The organism is Streptomyces sp. NBC_00344, assembly GCF_036088315.1.
Taxonomy (GTDB): domain Bacteria; phylum Actinomycetota; class Actinomycetes; order Streptomycetales; family Streptomycetaceae; genus Streptomyces.
Genome location: NZ_CP107996.1, coordinates 5797659 through 5821786 on the forward strand (window position 1 = coordinate 5797659; position 24128 = coordinate 5821786).

Here is a 24128-nt window from a genome sequence, read left to right on the forward strand (position 1 = left end):
CTGTCAGCGATTCTCACATACGCGATACATCGTGGTTGACGCGTGTGTGGCGTCGCGATATGTTCGGCCACGAGTATTCGCATGCGATGAGGAATGGGGCGGTGACAGTGGCAGTGAAGCGGCGCAAGCTCGGCAACCCGCTGGCACTCGCCGTCATGGTGCTGCTTTCCGAGCGCCCGATGCACCCCTACCAGATCGCACAGACCCTCCGTCAGCGCGGCAAGGAACAGAGCGTAAAGATCAACTTCGGTTCGCTCTACACGGTGGTGCAGAACCTCGAGAAGCATGACTTCGTCGAGGTCGCCGACGTGCAGAAGCAGGGCAATCGCCCCGAGCGCACCCTCTACTGCCTGACCGGCGAAGGCCGCGCCGAGATGGTCGACTGGATGTCCGATCTGCTGGCCGTCCCCGCCACCGAGTTCCCGCTCTACGGGACGGCGCTCTCCTTCATGGGGGTGCTGCCGCCGGACGAGACGGCGACGCTGCTGACCGACCGGGCCGGCCAGCTCGAAGTACGGGCCGCCGCGCTGCGGGGCGTCCTGCAGAAGCTGTACGAGACGCTGCCCCGGATCTTCCTGCTGGACACGGAGTACCAGCTGCACATGCTCGAGGCGGAGGCCGAGTGGACCCGCACGCTGGTCGCGGAGATGGCGGACGGATCGCTCAGCGGTATACAGGGCTGGCGGTCCTTGCACGAGACCGGTGAAGTCCCGCAGGAATGGCAGACCTTGGAGGAGGATGGCTCCAGGGACTGAGACGTCCCACAGAGAGAAGACCCCGGCGGGCGCTGTTGGAGCAGCTCCCACCGGGGTCTCGAACCCCGGACCGGACTTGCGGTGAGGCAAGCCGGGCGATCGAGGTGCGGCACACCCAGGATAGCCCGGCGCTCTTCACGCGGATCGGCTCGGCATGCCCGAGAACCCCGCTCACCACAGGAGAGCCCTGTCATGACCGACCCCGCGCCCGCCGTAACGGCGCATCGACTGATCAAGACCTATCCAGGTGATGTCACCGCCCTCAACGGGATGGACATCACCGTCGAAGCCGGCACCGTCTTCGGGCTGCTGGGCCCCAACGGTGCGGGCAAATCGTCCACCGTGAAGATCCTCACCACCCTCGCCCGCCCGGACAGCGGCGAAGCGTCGGTCGCCGGACACGATGTGCTGCGCCATCCCGACCGGGTGCGCCGCGAGATCGGGGTCGTCGCCCAGAAGTCCGGCGCCGACCCCGTGGCCACCGGCCGGGAGAACCTGCTGCTCCAGGGCCGGCTCTACGGCATGAGAGGCGCCGCACTCGCCGGGCGCGTCGGTGAGCTGCTCGACCGCTTCGATCTCGCGGACGCGGCGAACCGCATCGTGAAGGGATATTCCGGCGGTATGCAGCGCCGCCTCGATGTGGCGCTCGGTCTGGTCCACCGGCCGCGGGTGCTCTTCCTCGACGAACCGACGACCGGGCTCGACCCCGAGGCCCGCGCGGCCATGTGGGACGAGATCTCCCGGCTGGCGGGCGAAGAGGGGCTGACCATTCTCCTCACCACCCACTATCTGGAGGAGGCCGACCGGCTGGCCGAGCGCATCGCGATCGTCGACCGCGGCCGGGTCGTGGTCGAGGGCACCCCCGATGAGCTCAAGGGCGAACTGCGCGGCGACGCGGTGCATGTGGAGCTCCGGGCCGAAGGGGACGGAGCGGTGCTCACCGCCGCACTCGCCGGCCTGCCCGGCATCCATGAGGTGCTGGTCGAGGGGCGCCGGGTCAGTGCCAGGGCGGACGACGGGGCGGCAGCGGTGCCGTCATTGCTCGCCACCCTGGAGAGGGCCGGAGCCGCCGTCGCCGCCGCGACGGTCGCCAGGCCATCCCTTGACGACGTCTATCTGCGATACGCAGGACGCCGGTTCGCCGAAGCAGTTCCCACCGTCCCGCACCTCGCGGGCGCAGCCGCGGGAGAAGCCCTGTGAGCACCGCCACTCTCACCCAGACCTGGTACATGACCCAGCGTCAGCTGATGGCGATCCTGCGTCAGCCCGTCTTTCTGCTGATCTCCCTGATCCAGCCGGTGATCTGGCTGTTCCTCTTCGGCAGCCTCTTCCGGAAGGTCGTCGAACTCGGTGGGTTCGGCACCTCCACGTATCTCGACTATCTGATCCCGGGCATCGTGGTGATGAGCGCCCTGGGATCGAGCATGTGGGCCGGCATGGGAACCCTGGAGGAGATCGAACGCGGCACGCTCAACCGCTTCCTGACCACCCCGGTCAGCCGGACCGCGCTGATGAACGCCAATGTGGTGCAGAACGGCATCTCCACGGCGGTTCAGTCCGTGGTCATCGTGCTGCTGGGGCTGCTCGGCGGCGCTCAGTACCCCGGGGGCCTCGGCGGGCTCGTCATCCTGGTGGTCGCGTCGATCCTGCTCGGTACGGTCTTCGGAACCCTCTCCAACGCTCTCGGCATGCTGGTCCGTGAGCGCGAATCGATCATCGGCATCAACACCTTTCTGCTGCTGCCGCTGACGTTCCTGTCCTCGGCCTTCATGGCCCCTGCCCAGATGCCGTCCTGGATGCGGCACATCGCGGACTTCAACCCGGTGAACTGGGCGATGGTGGCGGGGCGTTCGGCGATGTCGGCGGGCCCGGACTGGGGTGTGGTGCTCAGCCGCGGAGGAGGGCTGCTGCTGCTCGCGGTGTTCTCGGTCTGGCTGTCGACCCGTACCTTCCGGTCCTACCAGCGCTCCGTCTGACGGGCCGGCAGCAGACCGGACTGACACGAAGGAAGTACAGCGGCAAGCCCCCGGCCGTACCGCGGCCGGGGGCTCACCGGTGCGGCGGTTCCTCAGGCGGCCCGCTCCTGCTCCGCCTCGACCTGGGCGTTCCACTCGCGCTTGGCGGCCCGCCAGGCCTCGTCGGTCTGGCCGAGACGCCAGTACCCCGAGATCGACAACTGTTCGCGCGGGATGCCCCGGTCCAGCCGCAGGTGCCGGCGGAGCTCCTTCACGCAGCCGGCCTCGCCGTGGACGAAGGCGCCGACCGTGCCGGAGGGGAAGTCGAGTGCGCGCACCGCATCGATCAGCGCATCGCCCGCCGGACGCTCACCGCGGTGCAGCCAGCTGACCGACACCCCCGCGGGAGCGGCGATCTTCTGCTCCTCCTCGGTGCCCGACACCTCGATGAGGGCGTGGACCAGCGCGTCCGCCGGCATACGCTCCAGCGCGGCGGCGATCGCCGGCAGCGCGCTCTCGTCGCCCGCCAGCAGATGCCAGTCAGCGGCCGGATCCGGTGCGTAACCGCCGCCGGGACCCAAGAACCGTATGGTCTCACCGGGCTGCGCCCGGGCCGCCCACGGCCCGGCCAGGCCCTCGTCGCCGTGGACCACGAAATCGACTGTCAGCTCCCTCAGCGCCGGGTCCCAGGCCCGAACGGTGTAGGTCCGGGTGACCGGCCACTGTTCACGCGGCAGCTCTTCGCGGATCCGTGCCATGTCGAACGGCTCGGCGTAGCTCACCCCGTCGGGTGCGAACAGCACCTTGATGTAGTGGTCGGTGAACTCCGAGGCGTCGAACCCCTCCAGCCCTTCACCGCCCAGGACGAGACGCACCATGTGCGGGGTGATCCGCTCGGTGCGGATCACCTGCACCTCACGGGCCTGCGGTGTCCTGCGGGCTGTTTCTTCTGCCACGAACGGCTCCCTGGTCCCGAGTTCTTAGGTTCACCTAAGTTAGCACCTCAGCCGTGCAGGACGGAGAGCAGACGCTGCAGCGAACCGCCCAGTCCCCACTGGGCGCCGAGCTCTTCGAGGGCGGCAGGATCGCGCGGCTCCGCGGGCAGCACGGGATCGAACGGCGGAAGCGGCACGTCCGCTGCCACCCGCACCACCTTCGGTGCCACATCGAGGTAGGGGCGGGCCTCGTACAGCTTCTTGCGCTGCGACGGCGTCAGCTTCGCCGACGGGTCGTCGACGGCGGCCATGATCCCGGCCAGATCACCGAACGCGTCGAGCAGTCTCGCAGCGGTCTTCTCCCCGATACCGGGCACTCCGGGCAGCCCGTCGCTCGGGTCGCCCCGCAGCAGTGCCAGATCCACGTAGCCGCGCCCGTCCACCCCGTACTTCTCGCGCAGCACCGCCTCGTCGGTGAGCTGGAGGGTTCCCACGCCCTTCAGTGGATAGAGGACCCGGGCGCCGCGTGCGTCGTCGACCAGCTGATAGAGGTCACGGTCGCCGGTGACGATGTCCACCGGGCCGGTGGCCTGTCCGGCGAGGGTGCCGATGACATCGTCCGCCTCGTATCCGGCGACTCCGACACGGGCGATGCCGATCGCGTCGAGCACCCGCTCGATCATCGGGACCTGCGGTGCGAGGGTGTCAGGGGTCTCCTCGACGTCGGGTCCCTGCGCCGTCTCCTCGGCGACGCGGTGCGCCTTGTACGACGGGATGAGGTCCACCCGCCACTGCGGACGCCAGTCGGCGTCCATGCAGGCGACCAGATCGGTGGGGCGGTGGTCCTGCACCAGCCGGGCGATGAAGTCGAGCAAGCCGCGCACGGCATTGACCGGGGTGCCGTCCGGGGCACGGACCGAATCGGGGACCCCGAAATAGGCCCGGTAGTAGAGGGAGGCGGTATCCAGGAGCATCAGGCGTCGCGTCACGGGTCCGATGATGCCGTACGGCACCGACAGCCGCCCCAAGTGAGCTGGGTCACTCTTCTGTTTGTGTGGTGTAAACGTGGGCAGACGCCGCCCCGGAGCGGAACCAGTAGCAGATTCAAATATTGCGAGGGTGAAGCGGGCGGATCCCGCGCCGCTCCACGACCTGTCGACACGGGGGTGACGGGTCGTTTTCATTCCGACGCGTGAGGTATATGTGTCCAGGCTGCAAGCCGACCGCTTGTACAAAGTGTTCGGCAGACGACCCGATGAAGCCGTTCAGAAGCTCGAGAACGGCACCGGCCGCGATGAGCTGCGCGGCGAAGGGACGACTGCTGCGGTGATCGACGCGTCCTTCACCGTCGAACCGGGCCACATCTTCGTTGTCATGGGTCTCTCCGGATCCGGCAAGTCCACCCTGCTGCGCATGCTCAACGGTCTGCTGGAGCCGACGTCCGGCCGGGTGCTCTTCGACGGCGACGACCTCACCGCGCTCAGCGACCGGGAGCTGCGGGAGGTGCGCTCCAAGAAGATCAGCATGGTCTTCCAGCACTTCGCTCTCTTCCCGCACCGCAGCGTCCTCGACAACGCCGGATACGGCCTCGAGGTGCAGGGCGTGCCGCGCGCGGAGCGTGAGAAACGGGCCACCGAGGCCCTGGAGATGACGGGTCTCGCAGGCTGGGAGAACTCCTGGCCCGACGAGCTGTCCGGCGGTATGCAGCAGCGTGTGGGGCTCGCCCGTGCGCTGGCGACCGACGCGGACCTGCTGCTGATGGACGAGTCCTTCAGCGCCCTCGACCCGCTGATCCGGCGCGACATGCAGGACCAGCTGCTCGAACTCCAGAAGCGGCTGAAGAAGACGATCGTCTTCATCACGCACGACCTCAACGAGGCCATGCGGCTCGGTGACAGCATCGCCGTCATGCGCGACGGCGAGATCGTCCAGCAGGGCACCGCCGAGGACATCCTCATCACCCCGGCGAACGACTACGTCGCGTCCTTCATCAAGGACGTGGACCGCACCCGCGTCCTCACCGCCGCGGCGATGATGACGGACCCCGTCAGCGGCGCGGACGACTGCGGATGCGAGACGGTCACCCCGGACACCAGCTTCGCCGATCTGTGCGGTGTGAGTGCGCGTGTGCCGCACGCGGTGGCCGTGAAGAACACAGAAGGAAAGCTGGTCGGCGTGGTGCCGCAGTCCCGGCTCATAGGTTTCCTCGGCGAGTACGCCGAGGCTCCGCTGGCCTGCGACGCGGCCCCCGACAACAAGGCGGTCGCCAGTGCCTAGGCTCAATTTCGGCAACTGGGTCGAGGACATCGTCCACTGGCTCCAGAACCACGTCAGCTGGCTGTTCGACTTCATCAACAGCGTGCTGACGAACATGTACGACGGCGTCAACGCCGTTCTCAGCGGCGGCGAGCCGCTGCTGATGGCGGGCATTTTCACCGTTCTCGCCTTCTGGCTGCGTGGTCTGCTGCCGGGGGTGCTCACCTTCGCGGGATTCGCGCTGATCGACTCGCTCGCGCTCTGGGACGAGGCGATGGCCACGCTCTCGCTGGTGGTCGTCGCCGCGGTGATCACCATCGTGATCGCGGTGCCGCTGGGTATCTGGGCCGCGCGCAATTCCAAGGTCGGCGCTACCGTCCGGCCGGTGCTCGACGTGATGCAGACGATGCCGGCCTTCGTCTATCTGATCCCGGGCGTCATGTTCTTCGGCGTCGGGGTCACCCCGGGTGTGATCGCGACGATCGTCTTCGCCATGCCTCCGGGCGTACGGATGACGGAACTCGGCATCCGCCAGGTGGACGCCGAGCTGGTCGAGGCCGCCGAGGCGTTCGGCACCAGCCCTCGGAGCATCCTGACCCGGGTGCAGCTGCCGCTCGCGCTGCCGACGATCATGGCCGGCATCAACCAGGTCATCATGCTGGCGCTGTCCATGGTGGTCATCGGCGGTATGGCGGGTGCGGGCGGACTCGGCGAGAAGGTCTACGCCGCGATCACCCAGCTCCAGGTCGGTCTCGCCGCGGAGAGCGGTGTCGCCGTCGTCATCCTGGCCATCTACCTGGACCGGATGACCGGAGCGCTCAACCAGCGGGTCTCCCCGCTCGGCCGCAGGGCGGCCGCGAAGGCGATGGCCGTCGCTCGCGGATGGAGCCTGGCCCACTACCGGCCCGGTACCGCTGTGGCGACCGTTGGTGTCGTGGTGCTGGCGCTCGTCGCCGGCGGCATGAACATCGCCGGCTCCGGCGACAGCCAGGGGAGTTCCGCGGCCGGCACGAACGTCGGTCACGGCAAGAAGATCAACATGGGGTACATCCCCTGGGACGAGGGCATCGCCTCCACCTTCCTGTGGAAGGAGCTCCTGGAGGAGCGCGGCTACACGACCGATGTCAAGCAGCTCGACGCCGGCCCGCTCTACTCCGGTGTGGCCCGCGGCGACGTCGACTTCCAGACGGACTCCTGGCTGCCGACGACGCACGCCGACTACTGGAACAAGTACAAGTCACAGATGGACGACATGGGCCAGTGGTACGGGCCCACGTCCCTCGAGCTGACCGTGCCTTCCTACGTCAAGGGCGTGAAGTCGCTGGCGGATCTGAAGGGCAAGGGCAAGGAGTTCAACGGCAAGATCATCGGTATTGAGTCCAGTGCCGGTGAGATGGGCACGCTGAACAAGAAGGTCCTGAAGGCCTACGGTCTGCAGGGTGAGTACAAGGTCGTGTCGTCGAGTACGTCGTCGATGCTGGCTCAGCTGGACCGCTCCATCAAGAAGAAGGAGCCGGTCGTCGTGGTGCTGTGGTCGCCGCACTGGGCGTACGGCAAGTACGACCTGACCAAGCTCAAGGACCCGAAGGGCGCCTGGGGCAAGACGGACTCGATCCACACCGTCGCGCACAAGGGCTTCGCCAAGAAGGACCCGACCGCTGCCAAGTGGCTCAAGGACTTCAAGCTCACAGAGATCCAGCTGACGAGCCTGGAGAACGCCGTACAGGCCGCGGGTGAGGGGCACGAGCAGGACGGCGTGAAGGCCTGGCTCAAGAAGAATCCGGGTCTCGTCAACAAGCTCGCCCCCGTCCCCGGCGGCGGTGCTCAGCAGGGCAAGGACGCGGGCAAGAGCGTCAACCTCGGTTACTTCCCGTGGGACGAGGCAATCGCCAGCACCTACCTCTGGGACAACATCCTCGAGGATCGCGGTTACAAGCCGAACGTCAAGCAGCTCGACCCGGGCCCGCTGTACACCGCGCTGGCACAAGGCCAGATGGATGTGCAGTTCGACTCCTGGCTGCCGTCGACGCACAAGCAGTACTGGGACAGATACAAGGACAACCTCTCCGATATCGGTTCCTGGTACGGGCCCACGTCCCTTGAACTGTCCGTGCCTTCCTACGTCAAGGGCGTGAAGTCGCTGGCGGATCTGAAGGGCAAGGGCAAGGAGTTCAACGGCAAGATCATCGGTATTGAGTCCAGTGCCGGTGAGATGGGCACGCTGAACAAGAAGGTCCTGAAGGCCTACGGTCTGCAGGGTGAGTACAAGGTCGTGTCGTCGAGTACGTCGTCGATGCTGGCTCAGCTGGACCGCTCCATCAAGAAGAAGGAGCCGGTCGTCGTGGTGCTGTGGTCGCCGCACTGGGCGTACGGCAAGTACGACCTGACCAAGCTCAAGGACCCGAAGGGCGCCTGGGGCAAGAGCGACTCGATCCACACCGTCGCCCGCAAGGACTTCGGCAAGGACCTTCCCGAGTTCAACGGCTGGCTGAAGAACTTCAAGCTCAGCGAGGACCAGCTGAACTCGCTCGAGGTCGCGATCCAGAACGGCGGACCGGGCAACGAGAAGAAGTCGGCCCGCACCTGGCTGGACGCCCATCCGGAGATGGAGGCCAAGCTGGCGCCCGTCGCCGGCTGACCCGGTAGTACTCCGCACTCCCGCAAGGGGTGGACAGCGCCCGAGGGCGTCGTCCACCCCTTGCGTCGTGTCGTGATGTCCCACTCGGGTGTGACAGGAGAGCCCAGCTGTGGGCGGAAGCTGCGTAAGGTGCTTGCAGCACGTGCAACGGGCGACACGGCTAGGGGAGGGCAACCGCGAGATGGACACCGACGAGAAGGAACCGCTCCGGGTGGGCGCGGCAGTCCGCAGGCGCCGGCGCACCCTCGGTCTCACCCTGGCCAAGGTCTCCGCACGCAGCGGTCTTTCGGTGCCGTTCCTCAGCCAGATCGAGAACGAGCGCGCCCGCCCGAGCGTCCGTTCCCTCCAGCGGGTGGCCGACGCACTGGAGACCACGGCGGTGGAACTGCTCGCCGCCTCGGATGCCGCGCGCACGGTGGATGTCGTACGGGCGGCGACCGCCCCCGGCAGCCCACCGCAGTCCGAGCCGCAGACCCGGCCGCTGGTCGCGGGACACCATCAGCTCCGTGCCACCGAGTTCACCGGTGAACAGGAGACCGGTTGCGAGTTCAAGCACCGCAACGACGAGCTGATGTACGTCGCCGACGGCGCGGCCGAAGTGGAGGCCGAGGGCCGGGTGTACCGGCTGGAACGCGGTGATTCGATGTTCCTCTCCGGTGGCGTGCGCCACCGCTGGCGGGCCACCGGAACCGACACCCGCATCGTCGTAGTGGGGGTCGCCGACCATGTCGACGCGACCGCGGAGCAGCGGCGCTGAGCCGGCCGTGATGCGCGTCGTCTCCCTGGTGCCCTCGCTCACCGAGGCGGTCGCCGTCAGCGCTCCCGGGGTGCTGGCCGCGGCCACCGACTGGTGCGTCCGTCCGGCCGGGCTGGACGTCGTACGGATCGGGGGCACCAAGAATCCCGATGTGCCGGCGATCGCCGGGCTGCGACCCGACCTGGTCATCGCCAACGAGGAGGAGAACCGGCCGGCCGACCTCGAGGCGCTGAGAGCCGCGGGGCTGAGCGTGCTGGTGACCGAAGTGCGCGGTCTTTCCCAGGCGTTCAGCGAACTGGAAAGGGTGCTCGCCGCCTGTGGGGCCGGCCGGCCCCGCTGGCTCGACGAGGCGGAACAGGCCTGGGCGCGAGTCGTCCCGGGCCGGGAACGCACAGCCATCGTGCCGATCTGGCGCAGGCCCTGGATGGTGCTGGGCCGGGACACCTTCGCAGGGGATCTGCTGAGCAGGCTCGGCGTACGCAATCCGTACGCGGAGCACCCCGAGCGCTATCCGAGGATTCCGCTCGGCGAGCTGACCGCGGCGGGTGCGGACATGGTCGTCCTGCCCGATGAGCCGTACCGGTTCACCGCCGACGACGGGCCCGAGGCTTTTCCGGGGCTTCCCGCCGCGCTCGTCAGCGGACGGTATCTGACCTGGTACGGGCCGTCGCTGTGCCGCGCTCCGCAGGCGCTGCGGGCCGCTCTCGGCTGACGGCGCGGGGCACGGAACGGACGCCGCCCGTGCCCGGCCGGCTCAGGAGGCGGCCCGGACCAGTGCAGCCATGACCCGAGTATCCCTGCCCGCCTCCGGATGCCACTGCACCCCCAGCGCCCAGTGCCTGCCAGGCACCTCGATCGCCTCGATGGTGCCATCGGCCGAACGGGCCGAGACCACCAGTCCGCGTCCCAGCCGTTCCACCGACTGGTGGTGGTAGGCCGGCACATCCGTCTCCTCCGGCGCGATCGACGCGTACAGGGTGTCCGGCACCGGCTTCACCGGATGACTCCCGAAGACGCCGGCGGCCCCCGTGTGGCCGTCCAGATGCTGCACCAGCGTCCCGCCGAGCGCGACATTGAGCAGCTGCATCCCCCGGCAGATACCGAGCAGTGGTGTCCCCGCCGCCAACGCGGCCTCGATCAGGGCCAGTTCCCAGGCGTCCCGCTCCCGGGCCGGCGGACCGCACCGCTGATCCCGCTCGGCTCCGTACCGCACCGGCTCCACATCGGGCCCTCCCGCGATCACCAGGCCGTCGAGCCGGGCCACCAGCTCCGCCGCCACGCCCGGCACATCGGGCGGAAGCATCGCGGAGAGTCCGCCGGCCGCCCGCACCAGCTGCGGGTAGCCGGCCGGGAGCAGGGCGGCGGGCAGATCCCAGACGCCCCAGCGCGCGGAGGCTTCCAGATAGGTACTCAGCCCGATCAGCGGACGGCGGTGCGACACGGGCACTCCTGGAAGACGCGGCACGCGGAATCAACGCACCGTATCCAAACCGGCCGTCCAGAGCCTACGTTTGGATCATCTTCAGGCCCGTGAGGAGAGGATCCGCCCGTGCCAGTCCGTACACCCGCGCTCGCCGTGGAGGAATTGCGCATACTCGTCGAGAGCGGTGAGATCGACACCGTGGTCCTGGCCTTCCCCGATATGCAGGGCAGACTCCAGGGCAAGCGGTTCGCCGCGTCCTTCTTCCTCGACGAGGTACTCGAACACGGCACGGAGGGCTGCAACTACCTCCTCGCCGTCGACACCGAGATGAACACCGTCGACGGCTACGCGACGGCCTCCTGGGACCGGGGCTACGGCGACTTCGCCATGCACCCGGACCTGACCACGCTCCGCCGCATTCCGTGGCACGAGGGAACCGCGCTGCTCATCGCCGACCTCGCCGCGCAGGACGGCTCGCCCGTCGCCGCCGCGCCACGCCAGATCCTCCGCCGCCAGCTGGACCGACTGGCCTCGCACGGCCTCACCGCCCATGTCGGCACCGAGCTCGAATTCATCGTGTTCAAGGACACCTACGAGCAGGCGTGGGACCGCGACTACCGGGATCTGACCCCGGCCAACCAGTACAACATCGACTACTCGGTCCTTGGCACCGGCCGGGTCGAGCCGCTGCTGCGCCGCATCCGCAACGAGATGGCGGCGGCCGGGCTGACCGTCGAGTCGGCGAAGGGCGAATGCAATCCGGGCCAGCACGAGATCGTCTTCCGTTACGACGAGGCGCTGACCACCTGCGACCAGCACGCGATCTACAAGACCGGCGCCAAGGAGATCGCCTCCCAGGAGGGCATGTCGCTCACCTTCATGGCGAAGTACAACGAGCGCGAGGGCAACTCCTGCCACATCCACCTCTCGCTCCGCGACGAGCACGGGCGCAGCGCCATGACCGGCGCCGAGGCCGGGGGCATGTCCCCGGTCATGCGCTTTTTCCTGGCCGGCCAGCTCGCCGCGCTCCGCGACTTCTCACTGCTCTACGCACCCAACATCAATTCCTACAAACGTTTCCGGCGCGGATCGTTCGCGCCCACCGCGGTGGCCTGGGGCCACGACAACCGCACCTGCTCGCTCAGGGTCGTCGGGCACGGCCCCTCGCTGCGCTTCGAGAACCGGCTGCCGGGCGGCGACGTCAATCCCTACCTCGCGGTGGCGGGACTGATCGCCGCCGGGCTGTACGGCATCGAGCACCGGCTTGAACTCCCCGAGCCGTGCGAGGGCAACGCCTACGAAGCCGACTACGCGCAGGTGCCCGGCACCCTGTCCGAGGCCGCGGGCCTCTGGGCGGACAGCGAGGTCGCCAGGGAGGCATTCGGAGACGAGGTCGTGGCGCACTACCGCAACATGGCGCGCGTCGAGACCGAGGCCTTCGACGCGGCAGTGACCGACTGGGAGCTGCGCCGAGCCTTCGAGCGTCTGTGAGGACCGCCGTGCACGAGCATTCCGTACTCAATCCGGCGACCGAAGAAGTCATCGGCACGGTCCGGGCCACCACGGCCGCCGAGGTCGCGGCAGCGGTGGCCGCCGCGGCCCGCGCCCAGCGCGGCTGGGCGGCAGCCGCACCCGCGGACCGGGCGCGGCTGCTGCGGCGGTTCGCCACTGTCGTCGATGAACACCGCGAGGAACTCGCCCGCATCGAAGTGCGCGAGGCCGGGCACACCCTCGGCAACGCCCGCTGGGAGGCGGCCAACGTCCGCGATCTGCTGGAGTACGCGGCAGGTGGGACCGAACGCTTGATGGGCCGCCAGATTCCGGTCGCGGGTGGTATCGACCTCACCATCCTCGAACCGCTCGGAGTCGTCGGGGTGATCGCCCCGTGGAACTTTCCGATGCCCATCGCGGCCTGGGGCACCGCGCCCGCGCTCGCGGCGGGCAACGCGGTCGTCCTCAAGCCCGCCGAGACCACTCCGCTCAGCGCACTGCGGCTCGCCGAACTCGCCCTGGAGGCAGGTCTTCCCGAACATCTCTTCCAGGTGCTTCCCGGCGCCGGGGACACCGCGGGCAGCGCACTGGTCACGCACCCGGGCGTGGCGAAGATCGTCTTCACCGGCTCCACCCGGATCGGCAAGCAGATCATGGCCAGGTGCGCGGAACTGACGAAGCCGCTGACCCTCGAACTCGGCGGCAAGAGCCCCAACATCGTGTTCGCCGACTCCGACCTGGACGCCGCGGCGGCCGCGGCACCGATGTCCTTCCTGGACAACGCGGGCCAGGACTGCTGCGCGCGCACCCGGATCCTGGTCCAGCGCTCCGTGTACGAGCGCTTCCTGGAACTGCTGGTCCCCGGTATCGAGTCCGTGGTGGTCGGTGACCCGTCGGACGAGAAGACGGAGATGGGACCTCTGATCTCCGAGTCACAGCTGGCACGCGTACGCTCCTACGTTCCGGCGGGCGCCGCCGCGATCCGCGGCACCGCACCCGCGGGGCCCGGGTTCTGGTTCCCGCCGACCGTGCTGACCGCCGAGTCACCGGGGTCCCCGGCCGCCACCGAGGAGATCTTCGGGCCGGTCGCGGTGGTCCTGCCCTTCGAGGACGAGGCCGAAGCGGTCTCTCTGGCCAATGCCACCGAGTACGGACTGTCCGGTTCCATCTGGACCCGTGACGTGGGCCGGGCACTGCGGGTCTCCCAGGCCGTGAGGGCCGGAAACCTCTCGGTCAACTCACACAGCAGTGTGCGCTACTCCACCCCGTTCGGCGGCTACAAGCAGTCCGGCCTGGGGCGTGAGCTGGGCCCCGACTCGCTCGCCGCGTTCACCGAGACCAAGAACGTCTTCATCAGTACGGAGGCCTGAGCACACATGACCGAAGAAACCTCAGTCTGCCGCCGCCTCGTCGGCCGCACCGCCGTCATCACCGGTGCGGGGAGCGGTATCGGCCTCGCCGCCGCCCGCCGTCTCGCCTCCGAAGGCGCGCACGTCGTCTGCGGCGACATCGACGAACGGGCGGGGAAAGCGGCCGCGGACGCGGTGCGCGGCACTTTCGTACGGGTCGACGTCACCGACGCGGATCAGGTCGAAGCCCTCTTCGGCACTGCCCACGAGACCTACGGTTCGGTGGACATCGCCTTCAACAACGCGGGCATCTCGCCCCCGGACGACGACTCGATCCTCACCACAGGCATCGATGCATGGCGGCGCGTCCAGGACGTCAACCTCACGTCCGTCTATCTCTGCTGCAAGGCCGCCATCCCCTACATGCAGCGCCAGGGCCGCGGTTCGATCATCAACACCGCGTCCTTCGTGGCCGTCATGGGCGCGGCGACCAGCCAGATCTCGTACACCGCGTCCAAGGGCGGAGTACTCGCGATGTCCCGGGAACTCGGTGTGCAGTTCGCCCGCCAGGGCATCAGGGTCAACGCCCTCTGCCCAGGACCGGTCAACACACCGCTCCTGCGGGAGCTGTTCGCCAGCGACCCCGAGCGGGCGGCGCGGCGGCTGGTCCACATCCCGGTCGGCCGTTTCGCCGAGGCGGACGAGATCGCCGCCGCGGTGGCCTTCCTGGCCAGTGACGACTCCTCCTTCGTCAACGCCACGGACTTCCTGGTGGACGGAGGGATCTCCGGGGCCTATGTGACGCCGCTTTCGTAGCCGGACCGATGTGCCGCGGGCCCCCGGGGCAGGCCCCGGGGGCCCGAACCCTAGAGTGGCGCCATGACGCACGCGACCCCGCCCGGCTGGTATCCGGACGCCTCTCTGCCGGCCACCGAACGCTGGTGGGACGGAACGGCCTGGACCGCGACCACCCGCCCGGCCGCCGGCGCACCGCCGCAGTTCGGGCCGCCGTCGCAGGGTTTCGGCCCGCAGCAGTCAGGGCCGCAGCAGTTCGGCCCGCCCGCGCCGCGGCGTGGCCATAAGCGGATCGCGGTGCTGGCCGCGGTCGGCGTCGTACTCGCCGGCGCTGTGGCCGCGGGGGTGGTCGTCGCGGGCAGGGGCGACGACCACAAGGGGCCGGAGACCGCGAGAAGCAGCTCGTCCCCGGCCGCCACCACCGACCACAAGGACAGCCCCACCGCCGGCGCGCCGACCGCCGACAGCCCCTCGCTGCTGGTGGACCAGCTCGACGGCATCACCCTGCCGGTCCCGGACGGATGGGAGAAGCCGTCCAGCACCGTCGAGGACGTGACGACCATGCGGACCGAGCACTCCTACGACTGTCCCGGGGACACCGGCACCTTCTGCTGGCACGGCAGGGTCACCTCACGGACCGCCACACAGACCGATCTGACCACCGCAGAAGCCGTGGCCAAGGCGGACATCGACGATGCCGCGAAGAGTTCGTACGACCGGGACATCGTCGGCGACCTCATCTACAACGGCATCACCTCGCACACCCAGCTCGAGTCCAAGTCGGTCTCGGTGGCGGGCCGTACCGGCTATCTGATCCGCTGGCGGGTCAGGACCGGCGCGGGCCCCGGTGGTTACGTACAGACACTCGCCGTGCCCTCATCGGTCGGCTCGGAGGCGATCGTGGTCGTCCGCTTCGCCTTCGACGCAGGGCCCGACGGCCCGCCGACAAGCCTCATGGACACCATCACCCGGGGGATCCGCCCCATCGGCGACGCCACCAGCGGTGGAGTGGGCAGCAGCATCGGCCCCTGAGCACCGCCCGGCCGGCCGCGTACCGGCGGACGCGTGTCACAGGAAGGTGTGCCCCTCACCGCGGTACGTCGGCACCGTCGCGCTCACCCGGTCGCCCTGGATCAGCTGAAGCGCGGTGAAGCGTTCGCACAGTTCACCCGCCTTCGCGTGGCGGAACCACACCTTGTCGCCGATCAGCAGATCATCCGCGGGCGAGCCGAGCAGCGGTGTCTGCACCTCACCCGGGCCCTCCTGCGGGTCGTAGCGCAGACCCTCGGGGAGATACGGCACGGGCAGCCGGTCCGCGCCGGCCGCACCCGATGCGGGGTAGCCGCCGCCGAGTACCGTCACCACGCCCACACCGGGCCGGCGCACCACCGGCATCGCGAAGAGCGCGGCAGGCCGCCCGGTGAACGAGGTGTAGTTGTCGAAGAGCCGCGGTACGTACAGGCCGGAACCGGCGGCGATCTCGGTCACCGCCTCCTCCGCCGCGGTGTGCTGGACGCTGCCCGTGCCGCCGCCGTTGACGAACTCCAGCTCCGGTGCCACAGCACGGACCGCGCGCACCACCGCCGCACGCCTGGAAGCCAGTTCTCTGCGGGCCGCCGACTGCATGAGCCGGACCGCGGACGAGCGCAGCGGATGTCCTGCCACCGCGTCTCCCACCCCGGCCACATGGCCCTCGTACGCCATCAGGCCCACCAGCCGGAATCCCGGACGGCGCGCCACCGACCTGGCCAGCTCGGCGAGTTGGGCGGGTTCGCGGAGCGGGGAGCGGAGCGCTCCGATGCGCACCAGTCCGCCGAGCATCCGCAGGGAGGTGTCCAGTTCCAGACAGACCCGGATCTCCTCGCGGCCACCGTCGCGTGCCCGGTCGATCAGTTCCAGCTGCGCCGGGTCGTCGACCATCACGGTCACCGCGGCGGCGAGTTTCGGGTCGGCCGCCAGCTCCGCGTAGCCGCCGCGGTCCGCCGACGGATAGGCCAGCAGAACGTCCTCGAAACCGGACCGCGCCAGCCACAGGGACTCGGCGAGCGTGAACGACATCAGCCCGGCGAAGCCCTCCCGCCCCAGCACCCTTTCCAGCAGAGCCCGGCAGCGCACGGATTTGCTGGCCACCCGGATCGGCTTGCCCGCGGCACGGCGGACGAGATCGTCGGCATTGGCGTCGAAGGCTTCGAGGTCGACGATCGCCAGCGGAGCGTCAAGAGCGGCGGTGGCCCGGTCGTACCGGGTCCGGTCAGCAGCACGGGGCGTCATGGCCGAAGCCTGACAGACATGATTACCGGAGGGTAGGGGGACGTTCGGGGCAGATGCCCCGGGCGTACCGTCCACCTCCCGCCGGACCACCGGCAGCCCGTAGAGTGACGGGCGGGCGCGCGCGGACGACGACCGGGCGGAGTGCCGCCCGTGCGCCGGCACGCACATGACGGGCAGTTGTACGCAGACGCAAACAGAGGCACAGGGGGGTGGATGGGTACCGAAGCACCACGTGCCCCCTTCCCGTCCTTTCCGCCCCGGCCCGCGCGGCCGCCGGTGCGGACTGCCGCACGGCCCGCGGACGACTCCGCGCAGACCCCCGTCGAAACGACCACCCGGCTGCGTCCCCTCGTCGATCCGCCCCTGGATCCCCCGCACACCGGCCCGCCCACCGGTGGCCCGGACGCCGGGAACCCGCCTGCCGACGAGCCCGCCCGGACGTCCCCGGACCGGCAGCCGTCCGGCGACGAGCGCCCCGGCCGGCAGCCCGCCGTCGCGTACCCGCCGCCACCACCGCAGGTCGCGCCGCCCAGGCCCGCGGTCCCCCCGGCCACCCGGCGCAGGCCCGTCGGAGCGGTCGACCTCACTCCGCGCCCCGGCGCAGGAAATCCGACCGTCTACGCACAGCCACGCCCGGAGACCCCGTCGGAGACCACCACCCGGCTGCGTCCGGTGGCGGCCCGCCGTCCCGCGAGGACCGTGGCCGTAGCGGCCTGCCTGGTGCTGGGCCTCGGGCTCATCGGTGGCGCGGTCGCCGGGAGCGTGCTCACCGGCGAGGCCGACGCGGCCGGCTCCCGCACCGGATTCACCGCCGCACGAGGCCTCTGGCACAGCACCCCCGTCGACACCCTCTTCCCCCGCACGCTCAAGGGGGACGGCGCGGGCCCCGGCGGCGCCGACCGGTCATGGACCAGGCTGGGTGTGGCCCCCGACACCAGCTGCCGGGGCAGGCTGGACCCGCTGCTGCTCAAGGTGCTCGAACCGGTCGGCTGCACGAGGCTGCTGAGGGCCACCTACACCGACGCGACCAGCAGCAGTGTGACCACGGTCGGCATGGTCTTCACAGAGGCGGACCCGACCGCGATGAAGGCTCTGCACGCCCGCTTCGCCGACGAGGGACTGGGCGCACGCACCGATCTGCTCCCGGGAACCTATCCGGTGAAGTCCACCGTCGCCGCCACTTTCGGCGACCAGCAGCGGGCGAGCTGGAAGGTCAGCGTCCTCACCGACGCTCCGGTGGTCGTGTACGCGGTCTCGGGCTTCGCCGACGGCCGCAAGGTCACCGACCCCCAGCCGGCCGCGCGGGCCATGGCGCCCTCCCAGAAGACGGCCGCGGCCCAGGCAGGACTCGGGCACGAGGCCGCCGGGATCGAGGAGCGGGTCGAACGCGCGCTGCGCCGGAACGCCGCATCCGTCACGGAGACGTCCTGATGAGGCGAAGCGGACCCCTCGTCGCGTGCACCTCGGCGCTGGCCGCGGCGCTCTGTGCCGTGCTGCCGTCCGTGCCGGCCCACGCCGACTCCATCCGCGCCCAGGAGTGGGCGCTGGATTCCATGCACGTCCAGCAGGCGTGGCGTACGACCAAGGGCAAGGGCGTCACGGTCGCCGTCCTGGACACCGGTGTGGACGGCACCAACCCCGATCTCGCGGGACAGGTCCTCCCGGACGAGGACCTGATCGGATTCGGGGCGCGCCGCGGGGACCGGTCCTGGGCCCGCCACGGCACCGCTATGGCGGGCATCATCGCCGGCCACGGGCATGGACCCGGTCACGGGGACGGCATCATGGGGATCGCGCCCCAGGCGAGGATCCTGCCGGTCCGGGTGATTCTCGAAGGCGCCGATCCCGCGATCAAGAAGGCCCGCGAGTCCCGGGGCAGCGCCCTCGCCGAAGGCATCCGCTGGGCGGCCGACCACGGCGCCGACGTCATCAACCTGTCGCTCGGCGACGACAGCGCTTCGGCCCACCCCGAGCCGGCGCAGGACTCCGCCGTGCAGTACGCGCTCTCCAAGGGCGCGGTCGTCGTCGCGTCCGCGGGCAACGGCGGAGAGGACGGCGACCCCGTCTCCTACCCCGCCGCCTATCCCGGTGTGATCGCGGTGACCGCGGTCGACCGGTACGGCACCCATGCCTCGTTCTCCACCCGGCACTGGTACGCCACGGTCAGCGCCCCCGGAGACGATGTGGTGATCGCCGATCCCGACCACAAGTACTACGTGGGCTGGGGCACCAGCGCGGCGTCCGCCTTCGTCTCCGGTACGGTCGCCCTGGTCCGCGCCGCGTATCCGCATCTGACGCCGGCCCAGATCAGGAAGCTGCTCACCGACACGGCCCGTGACGCCCCCCGGAGCGGCCGGGACGACGCCCGCGGCTACGGCATCGTGGACCCGGCCGCCGCGCTCGGTGCCGCGGCGAAGCTCACGCCCGGCCGTATCCGGAACGAAGCCGCAGCACCGGGGAAGACGTACTTCGGCCCCGGTCCCGACCCGCAGTCCACGGGCGGCGGACCTGCCGGCTGGCTGGTCCCGCTGGCAGGCGGAGGCGGGGTGCTGCTGCTCGCCTGCGGCGTGGTGCTGTGGCGCGGTGGCCGCGGAACGGGTGGGCGGGGCACGGGCATCAGCCGCTACCGGCGAGCGTTCTGACGGCGGCCCGCGCGGCGTCCTCGACCTTCGCGATGCCTGCCGCGCGGGTGGCATGGCCGTCGGAGAGCACGGCGATCAGATAGGTGCGGCCGTCCGCGGTGACCCGGCCGATGCTGTTGATGTCCCACAGGGACGTGGAACTCCGCGGCAGCCAGCCGTTCTTCAGGGCGCAGTTGCTTCCCGCGGCCGACACTCCCCACTGCTGATCGGCCTGCACCTGCCCCATCAATCCCCGGAGATAGCCGCGGGAGTCCGCGCTGAGCGGGGAGTCGGTGCCGAAAACGGCTTTCAGCAGCATGAGTTGATCCTGGGCGGTGGTCTGCGTCAGCCCCCACTCGCCGCCCGCACCGCCCTTCGTGGCGGTGAGTCCGAACCGTTTGCCTGCCGCGTCGAGTCCGGCCGCGCCGCCGATCGCATTCCACAGGGCGGTCGCCGAGTCGTTGTCACTGTGCTCGATCATGGCGGTGGCGTACGCCGTCTCCCGCGCCGTGAGCCGGCGCCCCGCGTCCTGCGCCTGCATCAGCAGCGTCGCCAGGATGTCGACCTTCACGATGCTCGCCGTGTCGTAGCTGCGGTTCCCGCCGACCGCGGTGACCCCGCTCTTCGTGTCGAACACCGCCGCCGACAGCGAGCTGTCCCCGGCCGCCCGCTGCAGCGCGGACACCAGTGCCGCGTTCAGATCCACTGAGGGCTCCCTGCTCGGTACCGCGCCGGTGGCGCCGGCCGGCGCCGAAGGTACGGCAGACGATACGGACGAGGCCAGCGCGGTGGGCACCGGGGAGAAGGCGCAGCCGCTCAGCAGCAGGGCGAGTGCGGCCGTCGCGCATATCCGGGGTGTGGTTCTTCTCATGGTCCCGGACGCTAGGAATCCAACCTGGGGGTGCACTGTGCGCAGGCTGAACACCAGGTGAGAGATCCGGCCGGGAGTTCCGCCGGGGTCCGGCGGAAACGGCCCACGGGGAGCTGGGCCCCGTAGACCGGGGTCCTGCCCCCGGCGGCTAGGCTCGGGGGGTGGCGCTCAAGAACATTCCGGACTCCGGTTTCTCCGACGACGACGGCTCCGCCGACCCCCGGCTCACCGCGGCGCTGGCCGCCTGGTCACAGGACAGAGCGGCCGAGCCGAAGGTGCTGGAAGCCCTGAAGGACGCCCGGTTGCTGGTACCTGTGGTCGCCGTGCTCGGCGAGACCGGGACCGGCGAGGAGGCCGAAGGACACCGGGGGAGCGGACTCCGGCGGGAGAAGAGCAGCGACATGGCTGTTCCCACACTGCGGGCCGGTGACCGCACAGCGCTGCCCGCCTTCACCTCGACCGCGGCACTGACCCGCTGGGACCCCGGTGCCCGCCCGGTCGCCGTACCGCTGCACCAGGCGCTGCAGGCCGCCGCCCATGAGCGGGCCGACACCCTGGTACTCGATCTGGCGGGCCCCGTTCCCTACGAACTCAAGGGCGCGGCGCTGCTGGCGCTGGCCGAAGGGCGGACCAGTACGGATCCGCTCGACGATCCGGCCGTCACGGAGGCCGTGCGGGCCGTGGTGGCCGCGCAGCCGGACGTACTGCGGGCCCATCTCGGCCCCGGACGGGCCGACGGCACCCTGGCCCTGGTCCTGGACCCCGCCGCCGACCCGGGGTCGGCGGCTCGCTCCGTCGCCACGGCGCTGGCCGCCGACGAGGTGCTCCGGGCCCGGTTGGTCCAGGGGCTCGATCTGGCCCTGCTCCCCGCGGCGGCTCCGGCTCCCAACGCCCCGCTCTTCACACGCCCGGGGTGACGCACCGCGTCCCGACAGGCACACCTGGCTTCATGGACGAATAATTGCGGTGAAATCCGACAATCTTCGTGAGGTGTGTCATATGGAGACGGAGACGCGGAAGATAGTCGCGGAGTTCCTCGGAACTCTGCTGCTGGTGTTCGTCGCGGTGGGCGCCGCCGTGCTGGCCGGTGAATACATCGGTGCCTTCGGTATCGCGCTCTGCTTCGGCTTCACCATGCTGGGGCTGATGTATGCGCTGGGCGCCATCTCGGGCTGCCACATCAACCCCGCGGTCACCATGGGCATGCTCGTGGCCGGCCGTATGCGGGTGCGCACCGCGCTCGAGTACTGGGTGGCGCAGCTGCTCGGCGGCGTCGTCGGCGCCGCGATTCTCTTCCTGCTCGCCAAGCAGGTGCCGGGCCTCAAGACCCATGGGCTGTTCGGCAGCAACGGCTACGACGACAGGTCGACCGTGCAGCTCAACACCGGCGGCGCATTCCTCGTGGAGTTCGCGCTGACCTTCGTGTTCGTCTACGTCTTCCTGGCGGTGACCAACAAGATCCTGGTGACCGGTCTCGCCGGCCTGCCGATCGGCCTGGCGCTCGGCGCCGTCCATCTGGTCGGTATTCCGCTCACCGGTACCGGGGTGAACCCGGCCCGGAGCCTGGGGCCGGCCTTCTTCGCCGGCACCCCGGCCCTCTCCCAGGTGTGGCTGTTCCTGGTCGCCCCGATGATCGGTGGTGCGCTGGCGGCGTACGCGCACCGGTTCACCCACCCCGCGGGGCTGCCCGCCGCGGTGGCGGACGACGCCTGAAATCAGCTGTGCACGGGGCCCGTGTACTTCTCGCCGGGCCCCTGGCCGGGCTCGTCGGGCACCACCGAAGCCTCACGGAACGCGAGCTGCAGCGACTTCAGCCCGTCGCGCAGCGGCGCCGCGTGGAAGGTGCTGATCTCCGTGGCGCTGGCGGTCACCAGGCCGGCCAGCGCCTGGATCAGCTTCCGTGCCTCGTCCAGGTCCTTGTGCTTCTCGCCGTCCTCGGCGAGCCCGAGGTTGACCGCCGCCGAACTCATCAGGTGCACCGCGACCGTCGTGATCACCTCGACCGCAGGGACATCCGCGATGTCGCGGGTCATGGAGTCGAAGCCGGGGGCTTCGTCGGGGGAGCCGGGGGAAGGGGTCGCGTCACTCATGGCGCCTACGATATGCGCAGCCCCGCGGCCTCTCGCGCGAAGGTCCGGTGTCCGCCGGTTAGCCCTGCCCCCGGGGAGGTGCTAACCTTGTGTAACGACCGGCCGGACACCTGTGTGCCCGGCCCACAAGTGGAGGCTCCGATCTCCCACCTGGCTGTCCTTCGGGACGGCGGGTCACCGGTCAGGCGGCGCCCATCGTTCCGTACGGACGATGGAGGCCACCCGATGTGCGCCCCGCGGTTCGACGCGGCGGTGCTCCGGTAGTAAAGGAGCTTCCGCCTGTGTCCCGTCCGGGGCATTTTTACTTTCTCCGCACGGTTGGTCTGTCTAAACAGACGTTACGCGGCTGTCTGCCAGACAGTCGTGTGGTGCTACCGAGGAGGATCCATCAGCGCCGAGCCCCGCATCAACGACCGGATTCGCGTTCCCGAGGTGCGACTTGTCGGACCCAGCGGCGAGCAGGTCGGCATTGTGCCGCTTGCCAAGGCCCTGGAGCTGGCACAGGAGTACGACCTCGACCTGGTCGAGGTCGCGGCGACCGCCCGTCCGCCCGTGTGCAAGCTCATGGATTACGGGAAGTTCAAGTACGAGTCGGCCATGAAGGCCCGTGAGGCGCGCAAGAACCAGGCGCACACGGTCATCAAGGAGATGAAGCTCCGGCCGAAGATCGACCCGCACGACTACGACACCAAAAAGGGTCACGTCGTGCGGTTCCTCAAGCAGGGCGACAAGGTCAAGATCACGATCATGTTCCGTGGTCGTGAGCAGTCCCGCCCCGAGCTGGGCTTCCGTCTGCTCCAGCGTCTCGCATCGGACGTCGAGGACCTTGGGTTCATCGAATCGAACCCGAAGCAGGACGGCCGAAACATGATCATGGTTCTCGGCCCGCACAAGAAGAAGACCGAGGCCATGGCCGAGGCTCGTGAGGCTCAGGCCGCCCGCAAGGCGGAGCGCCAGGGTTACGCGACCGACGAGGCCACGGACGAGGCCGCCGAGGCTCCGGCCGAGGCAGCGGCCGAAGCACCGGCCGAGACATCCTCCGAAGCGTGACCGCAGGGGCCGCCATCCAGGCGGCCCCGGGGTCCGGTCCGGAACACATACCAACGATCTGACGCTCCCGCAGTCCGGTGCCCGCACCGGGGGAGCGCCACTGACGAGGAGAGTACGGCGCGATGCCGAAGAACAAGACGCACAGCGGTACCAGCAAGCGCTTCAAGATCACCGGCTCCGGCAAGGTGCTCCGTGAGCGCGCCGGCAAGCGCCACCTGCTCGAGCACAAGTCGTCGAAGAAGACCCGCTCGCTGACCGGCACCGTCACGGTGGCCCCGGGCGACGCCAAGAAGGTCAAGAAGCTTCTCGGCAAGTAGTGCCGGGCCCCCGGTGACCACCGGAGGCACGACATCCGACCGGGACCAATTCGTTTCCGGGCCGTGTGAGTCCAACCACGGCCCCGCTACAAGGAGTTAACAAGTGGCACGCGTCAAGCGGGCAGTCAACGCCCACAAGAAGCGCCGGGCAATCCTCGAAGCCGCCAGCGGCTACCGTGGTCAGCGTTCGCGCCTGTACCGCAAGGCCAAGGAGCAGGTCACCCACTCCCTGGTCTACAACTACAACGACCGCAAGAAGCGCAAGGGCGACTTCCGCCGCCTGTGGATCCAGCGCATCAACGCCGCTGCCCGCGAGAACGGCATGACGTACAACCGCCTCATCCAGGGTCTGAACGCCGCCAACATCGAGGTGGACCGCAAGATCCTCGCCGAGCTGGCCGTCAACGACTCCACCGCGTTCGCCGCGCTGGTCGAGGTCGCGCAGAAGGCGCTCCCGAGCGACGTCAACGCGCCGAAGACCGCTGCCTGATACAGGCAAACTCTTCACACCGGAGGACCCGCAGACGGACACCGTCTGCGGGTCCGCTGTGTTC

Annotated in this window: 24 protein-coding genes; 18 read left to right on the plus strand and 6 right to left on the minus strand. The window is 69.6% G+C overall.

The genetic code is table 11. The features are described 5' to 3' along the window. Positions 1-107 precede the first annotated feature (107 nt). The 3 genes from OHS16_RS26230 to OHS16_RS26240 all read left to right on the plus strand — a co-directional run bounded on the left by OHS16_RS26230 (position 108) and on the right by OHS16_RS26240 (position 2731). Positions 108-755: a PadR family transcriptional regulator gene (locus tag OHS16_RS26230; protein WP_328540992.1), complete on the plus strand. Its 648-nt coding sequence runs from the start codon at positions 108-110 to the stop codon at positions 753-755. Between the two features lie 192 nt (positions 756-947). Continuing rightward, complete coding sequence (locus OHS16_RS26235; RefSeq protein ID WP_328539712.1) at positions 948-1955, plus strand: ATP-binding cassette domain-containing protein; 1008 nt, start codon at positions 948-950, stop codon at positions 1953-1955. Beyond that, positions 1952-2731, plus strand: coding sequence for an ABC transporter permease (locus tag OHS16_RS26240; protein ID WP_328539713.1), 780 nt, complete (start codon positions 1952-1954; stop codon positions 2729-2731). Before OHS16_RS26235 ends, OHS16_RS26240 begins: the two co-directional genes overlap by 4 nt. Before the next feature lie 92 nt (positions 2732-2823). Here OHS16_RS26240 and OHS16_RS26245 read toward each other — a convergent pair whose 3' ends face one another. Together OHS16_RS26245 and OHS16_RS26250 are read right to left on the minus strand one after the other, a co-directional pair. Continuing rightward, entirely contained in the window at positions 2824-3666 is an 843-nt protein-coding gene (locus OHS16_RS26245) for a siderophore-interacting protein (protein ID WP_328539714.1), read from the minus strand. A 47-nt stretch (positions 3667-3713) separates the two neighbouring features. Further along, entirely contained in the window at positions 3714-4619 is a 906-nt protein-coding gene (locus OHS16_RS26250) for a 5'-3' exonuclease (RefSeq protein ID WP_443042798.1), read from the minus strand. Between the two features lie 229 nt (positions 4620-4848). On the opposite strand from OHS16_RS26250, the gene OHS16_RS26255 reads away from it, so the two are divergent. The 4 genes from OHS16_RS26255 to OHS16_RS26270 all read left to right on the plus strand — a co-directional run bounded on the left by OHS16_RS26255 (position 4849) and on the right by OHS16_RS26270 (position 10008). Next, positions 4849-5922, plus strand: coding sequence for a quaternary amine ABC transporter ATP-binding protein (locus OHS16_RS26255; protein WP_328539715.1), 1074 nt, complete (start codon positions 4849-4851; stop codon positions 5920-5922). After that, positions 5915-8539 (plus strand): ABC transporter permease/substrate binding protein, encoded by a 2625-nt coding sequence (locus tag OHS16_RS26260; RefSeq protein WP_328539716.1) that lies wholly within the window; start codon positions 5915-5917, stop codon positions 8537-8539. The genes OHS16_RS26255 and OHS16_RS26260 overlap by 8 nt, the downstream gene beginning before the upstream one ends. Before the next feature lie 181 nt (positions 8540-8720). Next, on the plus strand, positions 8721-9296 hold the full coding sequence (locus tag OHS16_RS26265; protein ID WP_328540994.1) for a helix-turn-helix domain-containing protein: 576 nt from the start codon (positions 8721-8723) through the stop codon (positions 9294-9296). Positions 9297-9306: 10 nt separating this feature from the next. Next, a complete protein-coding gene (locus tag OHS16_RS26270) occupies positions 9307-10008 on the plus strand; it encodes a helical backbone metal receptor (RefSeq protein WP_328540995.1) in 702 nt (233 codons plus the stop codon). Positions 10009-10050: 42 nt separating this feature from the next. On the opposite strand, the gene OHS16_RS26275 is transcribed toward OHS16_RS26270, so the two are convergent. Continuing rightward, the gene (locus OHS16_RS26275) at positions 10051-10737 is read right to left on the minus strand and encodes a gamma-glutamyl-gamma-aminobutyrate hydrolase family protein (protein WP_328539717.1); all 687 of its coding nucleotides are present in this window, start codon (positions 10735-10737) and stop codon (positions 10051-10053) included. A gap of 108 nt (positions 10738-10845) precedes the next feature. On the opposite strand from OHS16_RS26275, the gene OHS16_RS26280 reads away from it, so the two are divergent. The 4 genes from OHS16_RS26280 (at position 10846) to OHS16_RS26295 (ending at position 15386) form a co-directional block, all read left to right on the plus strand. Then, positions 10846-12210 (plus strand): glutamine synthetase family protein, encoded by a 1365-nt coding sequence (locus OHS16_RS26280; RefSeq protein WP_328539718.1) that lies wholly within the window; start codon positions 10846-10848, stop codon positions 12208-12210. An 8-nt stretch (positions 12211-12218) separates the two neighbouring features. Then, entirely contained in the window at positions 12219-13580 is a 1362-nt protein-coding gene (locus tag OHS16_RS26285) for an aldehyde dehydrogenase family protein (RefSeq protein WP_328539719.1), read from the plus strand. Positions 13581-13586: 6 nt separating this feature from the next. After that, complete coding sequence (locus OHS16_RS26290; RefSeq protein ID WP_328539720.1) at positions 13587-14375, plus strand: 3-oxoacyl-ACP reductase; 789 nt, start codon at positions 13587-13589, stop codon at positions 14373-14375. Positions 14376-14438: 63 nt separating this feature from the next. Next, positions 14439-15386, plus strand: a complete 948-nt coding sequence (locus OHS16_RS26295; RefSeq protein WP_328539721.1) for a DUF2510 domain-containing protein — start codon at positions 14439-14441, stop codon at positions 15384-15386. A gap of 36 nt (positions 15387-15422) precedes the next feature. Here the strand turns inward: OHS16_RS26295 and OHS16_RS26300 are convergent, their stop codons facing one another. Beyond that, positions 15423-16625, minus strand: a complete 1203-nt coding sequence (locus OHS16_RS26300) for an amino acid deaminase/aldolase (RefSeq protein ID WP_328539722.1) — start codon at positions 16623-16625, stop codon at positions 15423-15425. A 213-nt stretch (positions 16626-16838) separates the two neighbouring features. Between OHS16_RS26300 and OHS16_RS26305 the strand changes: the two genes are divergently transcribed. After that, positions 16839-18056: a hypothetical protein gene (locus OHS16_RS26305; RefSeq protein WP_328539723.1), complete on the plus strand. Its 1218-nt coding sequence runs from the start codon at positions 16839-16841 to the stop codon at positions 18054-18056. Further along, complete coding sequence (gene mycP, locus OHS16_RS26310; RefSeq protein ID WP_328539724.1) at positions 18056-19267, plus strand: type VII secretion-associated serine protease mycosin; 1212 nt, start codon at positions 18056-18058, stop codon at positions 19265-19267. Before OHS16_RS26305 ends, mycP begins: the two co-directional genes overlap by 1 nt. Here the strand turns inward: mycP and OHS16_RS26315 are convergent. Continuing rightward, positions 19242-20117 carry a serine hydrolase gene (locus tag OHS16_RS26315; protein WP_328539725.1) on the minus strand — a complete coding sequence of 292 codons (876 nt, stop codon included), beginning with the start codon at positions 20115-20117 and terminating at the stop codon, positions 19242-19244. The genes mycP and OHS16_RS26315 overlap by 26 nt on opposite strands. 161 nt (positions 20118-20278) lie before the next feature. Here OHS16_RS26315 and OHS16_RS26320 point away from each other — a divergent pair, with 161 nt between their 5' ends. Beyond that, positions 20279-21034: an SseB family protein gene (locus OHS16_RS26320; RefSeq protein WP_328539726.1), complete on the plus strand. Its 756-nt coding sequence runs from the start codon at positions 20279-20281 to the stop codon at positions 21032-21034. Between the two features lie 82 nt (positions 21035-21116). Continuing rightward, the gene (locus tag OHS16_RS26325; RefSeq protein WP_328539727.1) at positions 21117-21830 is read left to right on the plus strand and encodes an aquaporin; all 714 of its coding nucleotides are present in this window, start codon (positions 21117-21119) and stop codon (positions 21828-21830) included. 2 nt (positions 21831-21832) lie between these two features. On the opposite strand, the gene OHS16_RS26330 is transcribed toward OHS16_RS26325, so the two are convergent. Next, entirely contained in the window at positions 21833-22207 is a 375-nt protein-coding gene (locus tag OHS16_RS26330) for a DUF1844 domain-containing protein (RefSeq protein WP_328539728.1), read from the minus strand. A gap of 363 nt (positions 22208-22570) precedes the next feature. Between OHS16_RS26330 and infC the strand changes: the two genes are divergently transcribed. From infC to rplT, 3 genes are all read left to right on the plus strand, one after another. Further along, the gene (infC, locus tag OHS16_RS26335) at positions 22571-23257 is read left to right on the plus strand and encodes a translation initiation factor IF-3 (RefSeq protein WP_328539729.1); all 687 of its coding nucleotides are present in this window, start codon (positions 22571-22573) and stop codon (positions 23255-23257) included. Positions 23258-23379: 122 nt separating this feature from the next. After that, positions 23380-23574, plus strand: a complete 195-nt coding sequence (rpmI, locus tag OHS16_RS26340; protein WP_328539730.1) for a 50S ribosomal protein L35 — start codon at positions 23380-23382, stop codon at positions 23572-23574. 103 nt (positions 23575-23677) lie between these two features. Further along, entirely contained in the window at positions 23678-24064 is a 387-nt protein-coding gene (gene rplT / locus OHS16_RS26345) for a 50S ribosomal protein L20 (protein ID WP_328539731.1), read from the plus strand. The last annotated feature ends 64 nt before the right edge of the window (positions 24065-24128 follow it).

What these genes read in the sequence shown, in the direction of transcription:
- OHS16_RS26235 (WP_328539712.1), top strand. Translation starts at nt 948, where the DNA reads ATGACCGACCCCGCGCCCGCCGTAACGGCGCATCGACTGATCAAGACC.
- OHS16_RS26250 (WP_443042798.1), bottom strand. Translation starts at nt 4,619, where the DNA reads ATGCTCCTGGATACCGCCTCCCTCTACTACCGGGCCTATTTCGGGGTC.
- OHS16_RS26265 (WP_328540994.1), top strand. Translation starts at nt 8,721, where the DNA reads ATGGACACCGACGAGAAGGAACCGCTCCGGGTGGGCGCGGCAGTCCGC.
- OHS16_RS26270 (WP_328540995.1), top strand. Translation starts at nt 9,307, where the DNA reads ATGCGCGTCGTCTCCCTGGTGCCCTCGCTCACCGAGGCGGTCGCCGTC.
- OHS16_RS26290 (WP_328539720.1), top strand. Translation starts at nt 13,587, where the DNA reads ATGACCGAAGAAACCTCAGTCTGCCGCCGCCTCGTCGGCCGCACCGCC.
- OHS16_RS26295 (WP_328539721.1), top strand. Translation starts at nt 14,439, where the DNA reads ATGACGCACGCGACCCCGCCCGGCTGGTATCCGGACGCCTCTCTGCCG.
- OHS16_RS26300 (WP_328539722.1), bottom strand. Translation starts at nt 16,625, where the DNA reads ATGACGCCCCGTGCTGCTGACCGGACCCGGTACGACCGGGCCACCGCC.
- OHS16_RS26305 (WP_328539723.1), top strand. Translation starts at nt 16,839, where the DNA reads ATGGGTACCGAAGCACCACGTGCCCCCTTCCCGTCCTTTCCGCCCCGG.
- mycP (WP_328539724.1), top strand. Translation starts at nt 18,056, where the DNA reads ATGAGGCGAAGCGGACCCCTCGTCGCGTGCACCTCGGCGCTGGCCGCG.
- OHS16_RS26315 (WP_328539725.1), bottom strand. Translation starts at nt 20,117, where the DNA reads ATGAGAAGAACCACACCCCGGATATGCGCGACGGCCGCACTCGCCCTG.
- OHS16_RS26325 (WP_328539727.1), top strand. Translation starts at nt 21,117, where the DNA reads ATGGAGACGGAGACGCGGAAGATAGTCGCGGAGTTCCTCGGAACTCTG.
- OHS16_RS26330 (WP_328539728.1), bottom strand. Translation starts at nt 22,207, where the DNA reads ATGAGTGACGCGACCCCTTCCCCCGGCTCCCCCGACGAAGCCCCCGGC.
- rpmI (WP_328539730.1), top strand. Translation starts at nt 23,380, where the DNA reads ATGCCGAAGAACAAGACGCACAGCGGTACCAGCAAGCGCTTCAAGATC.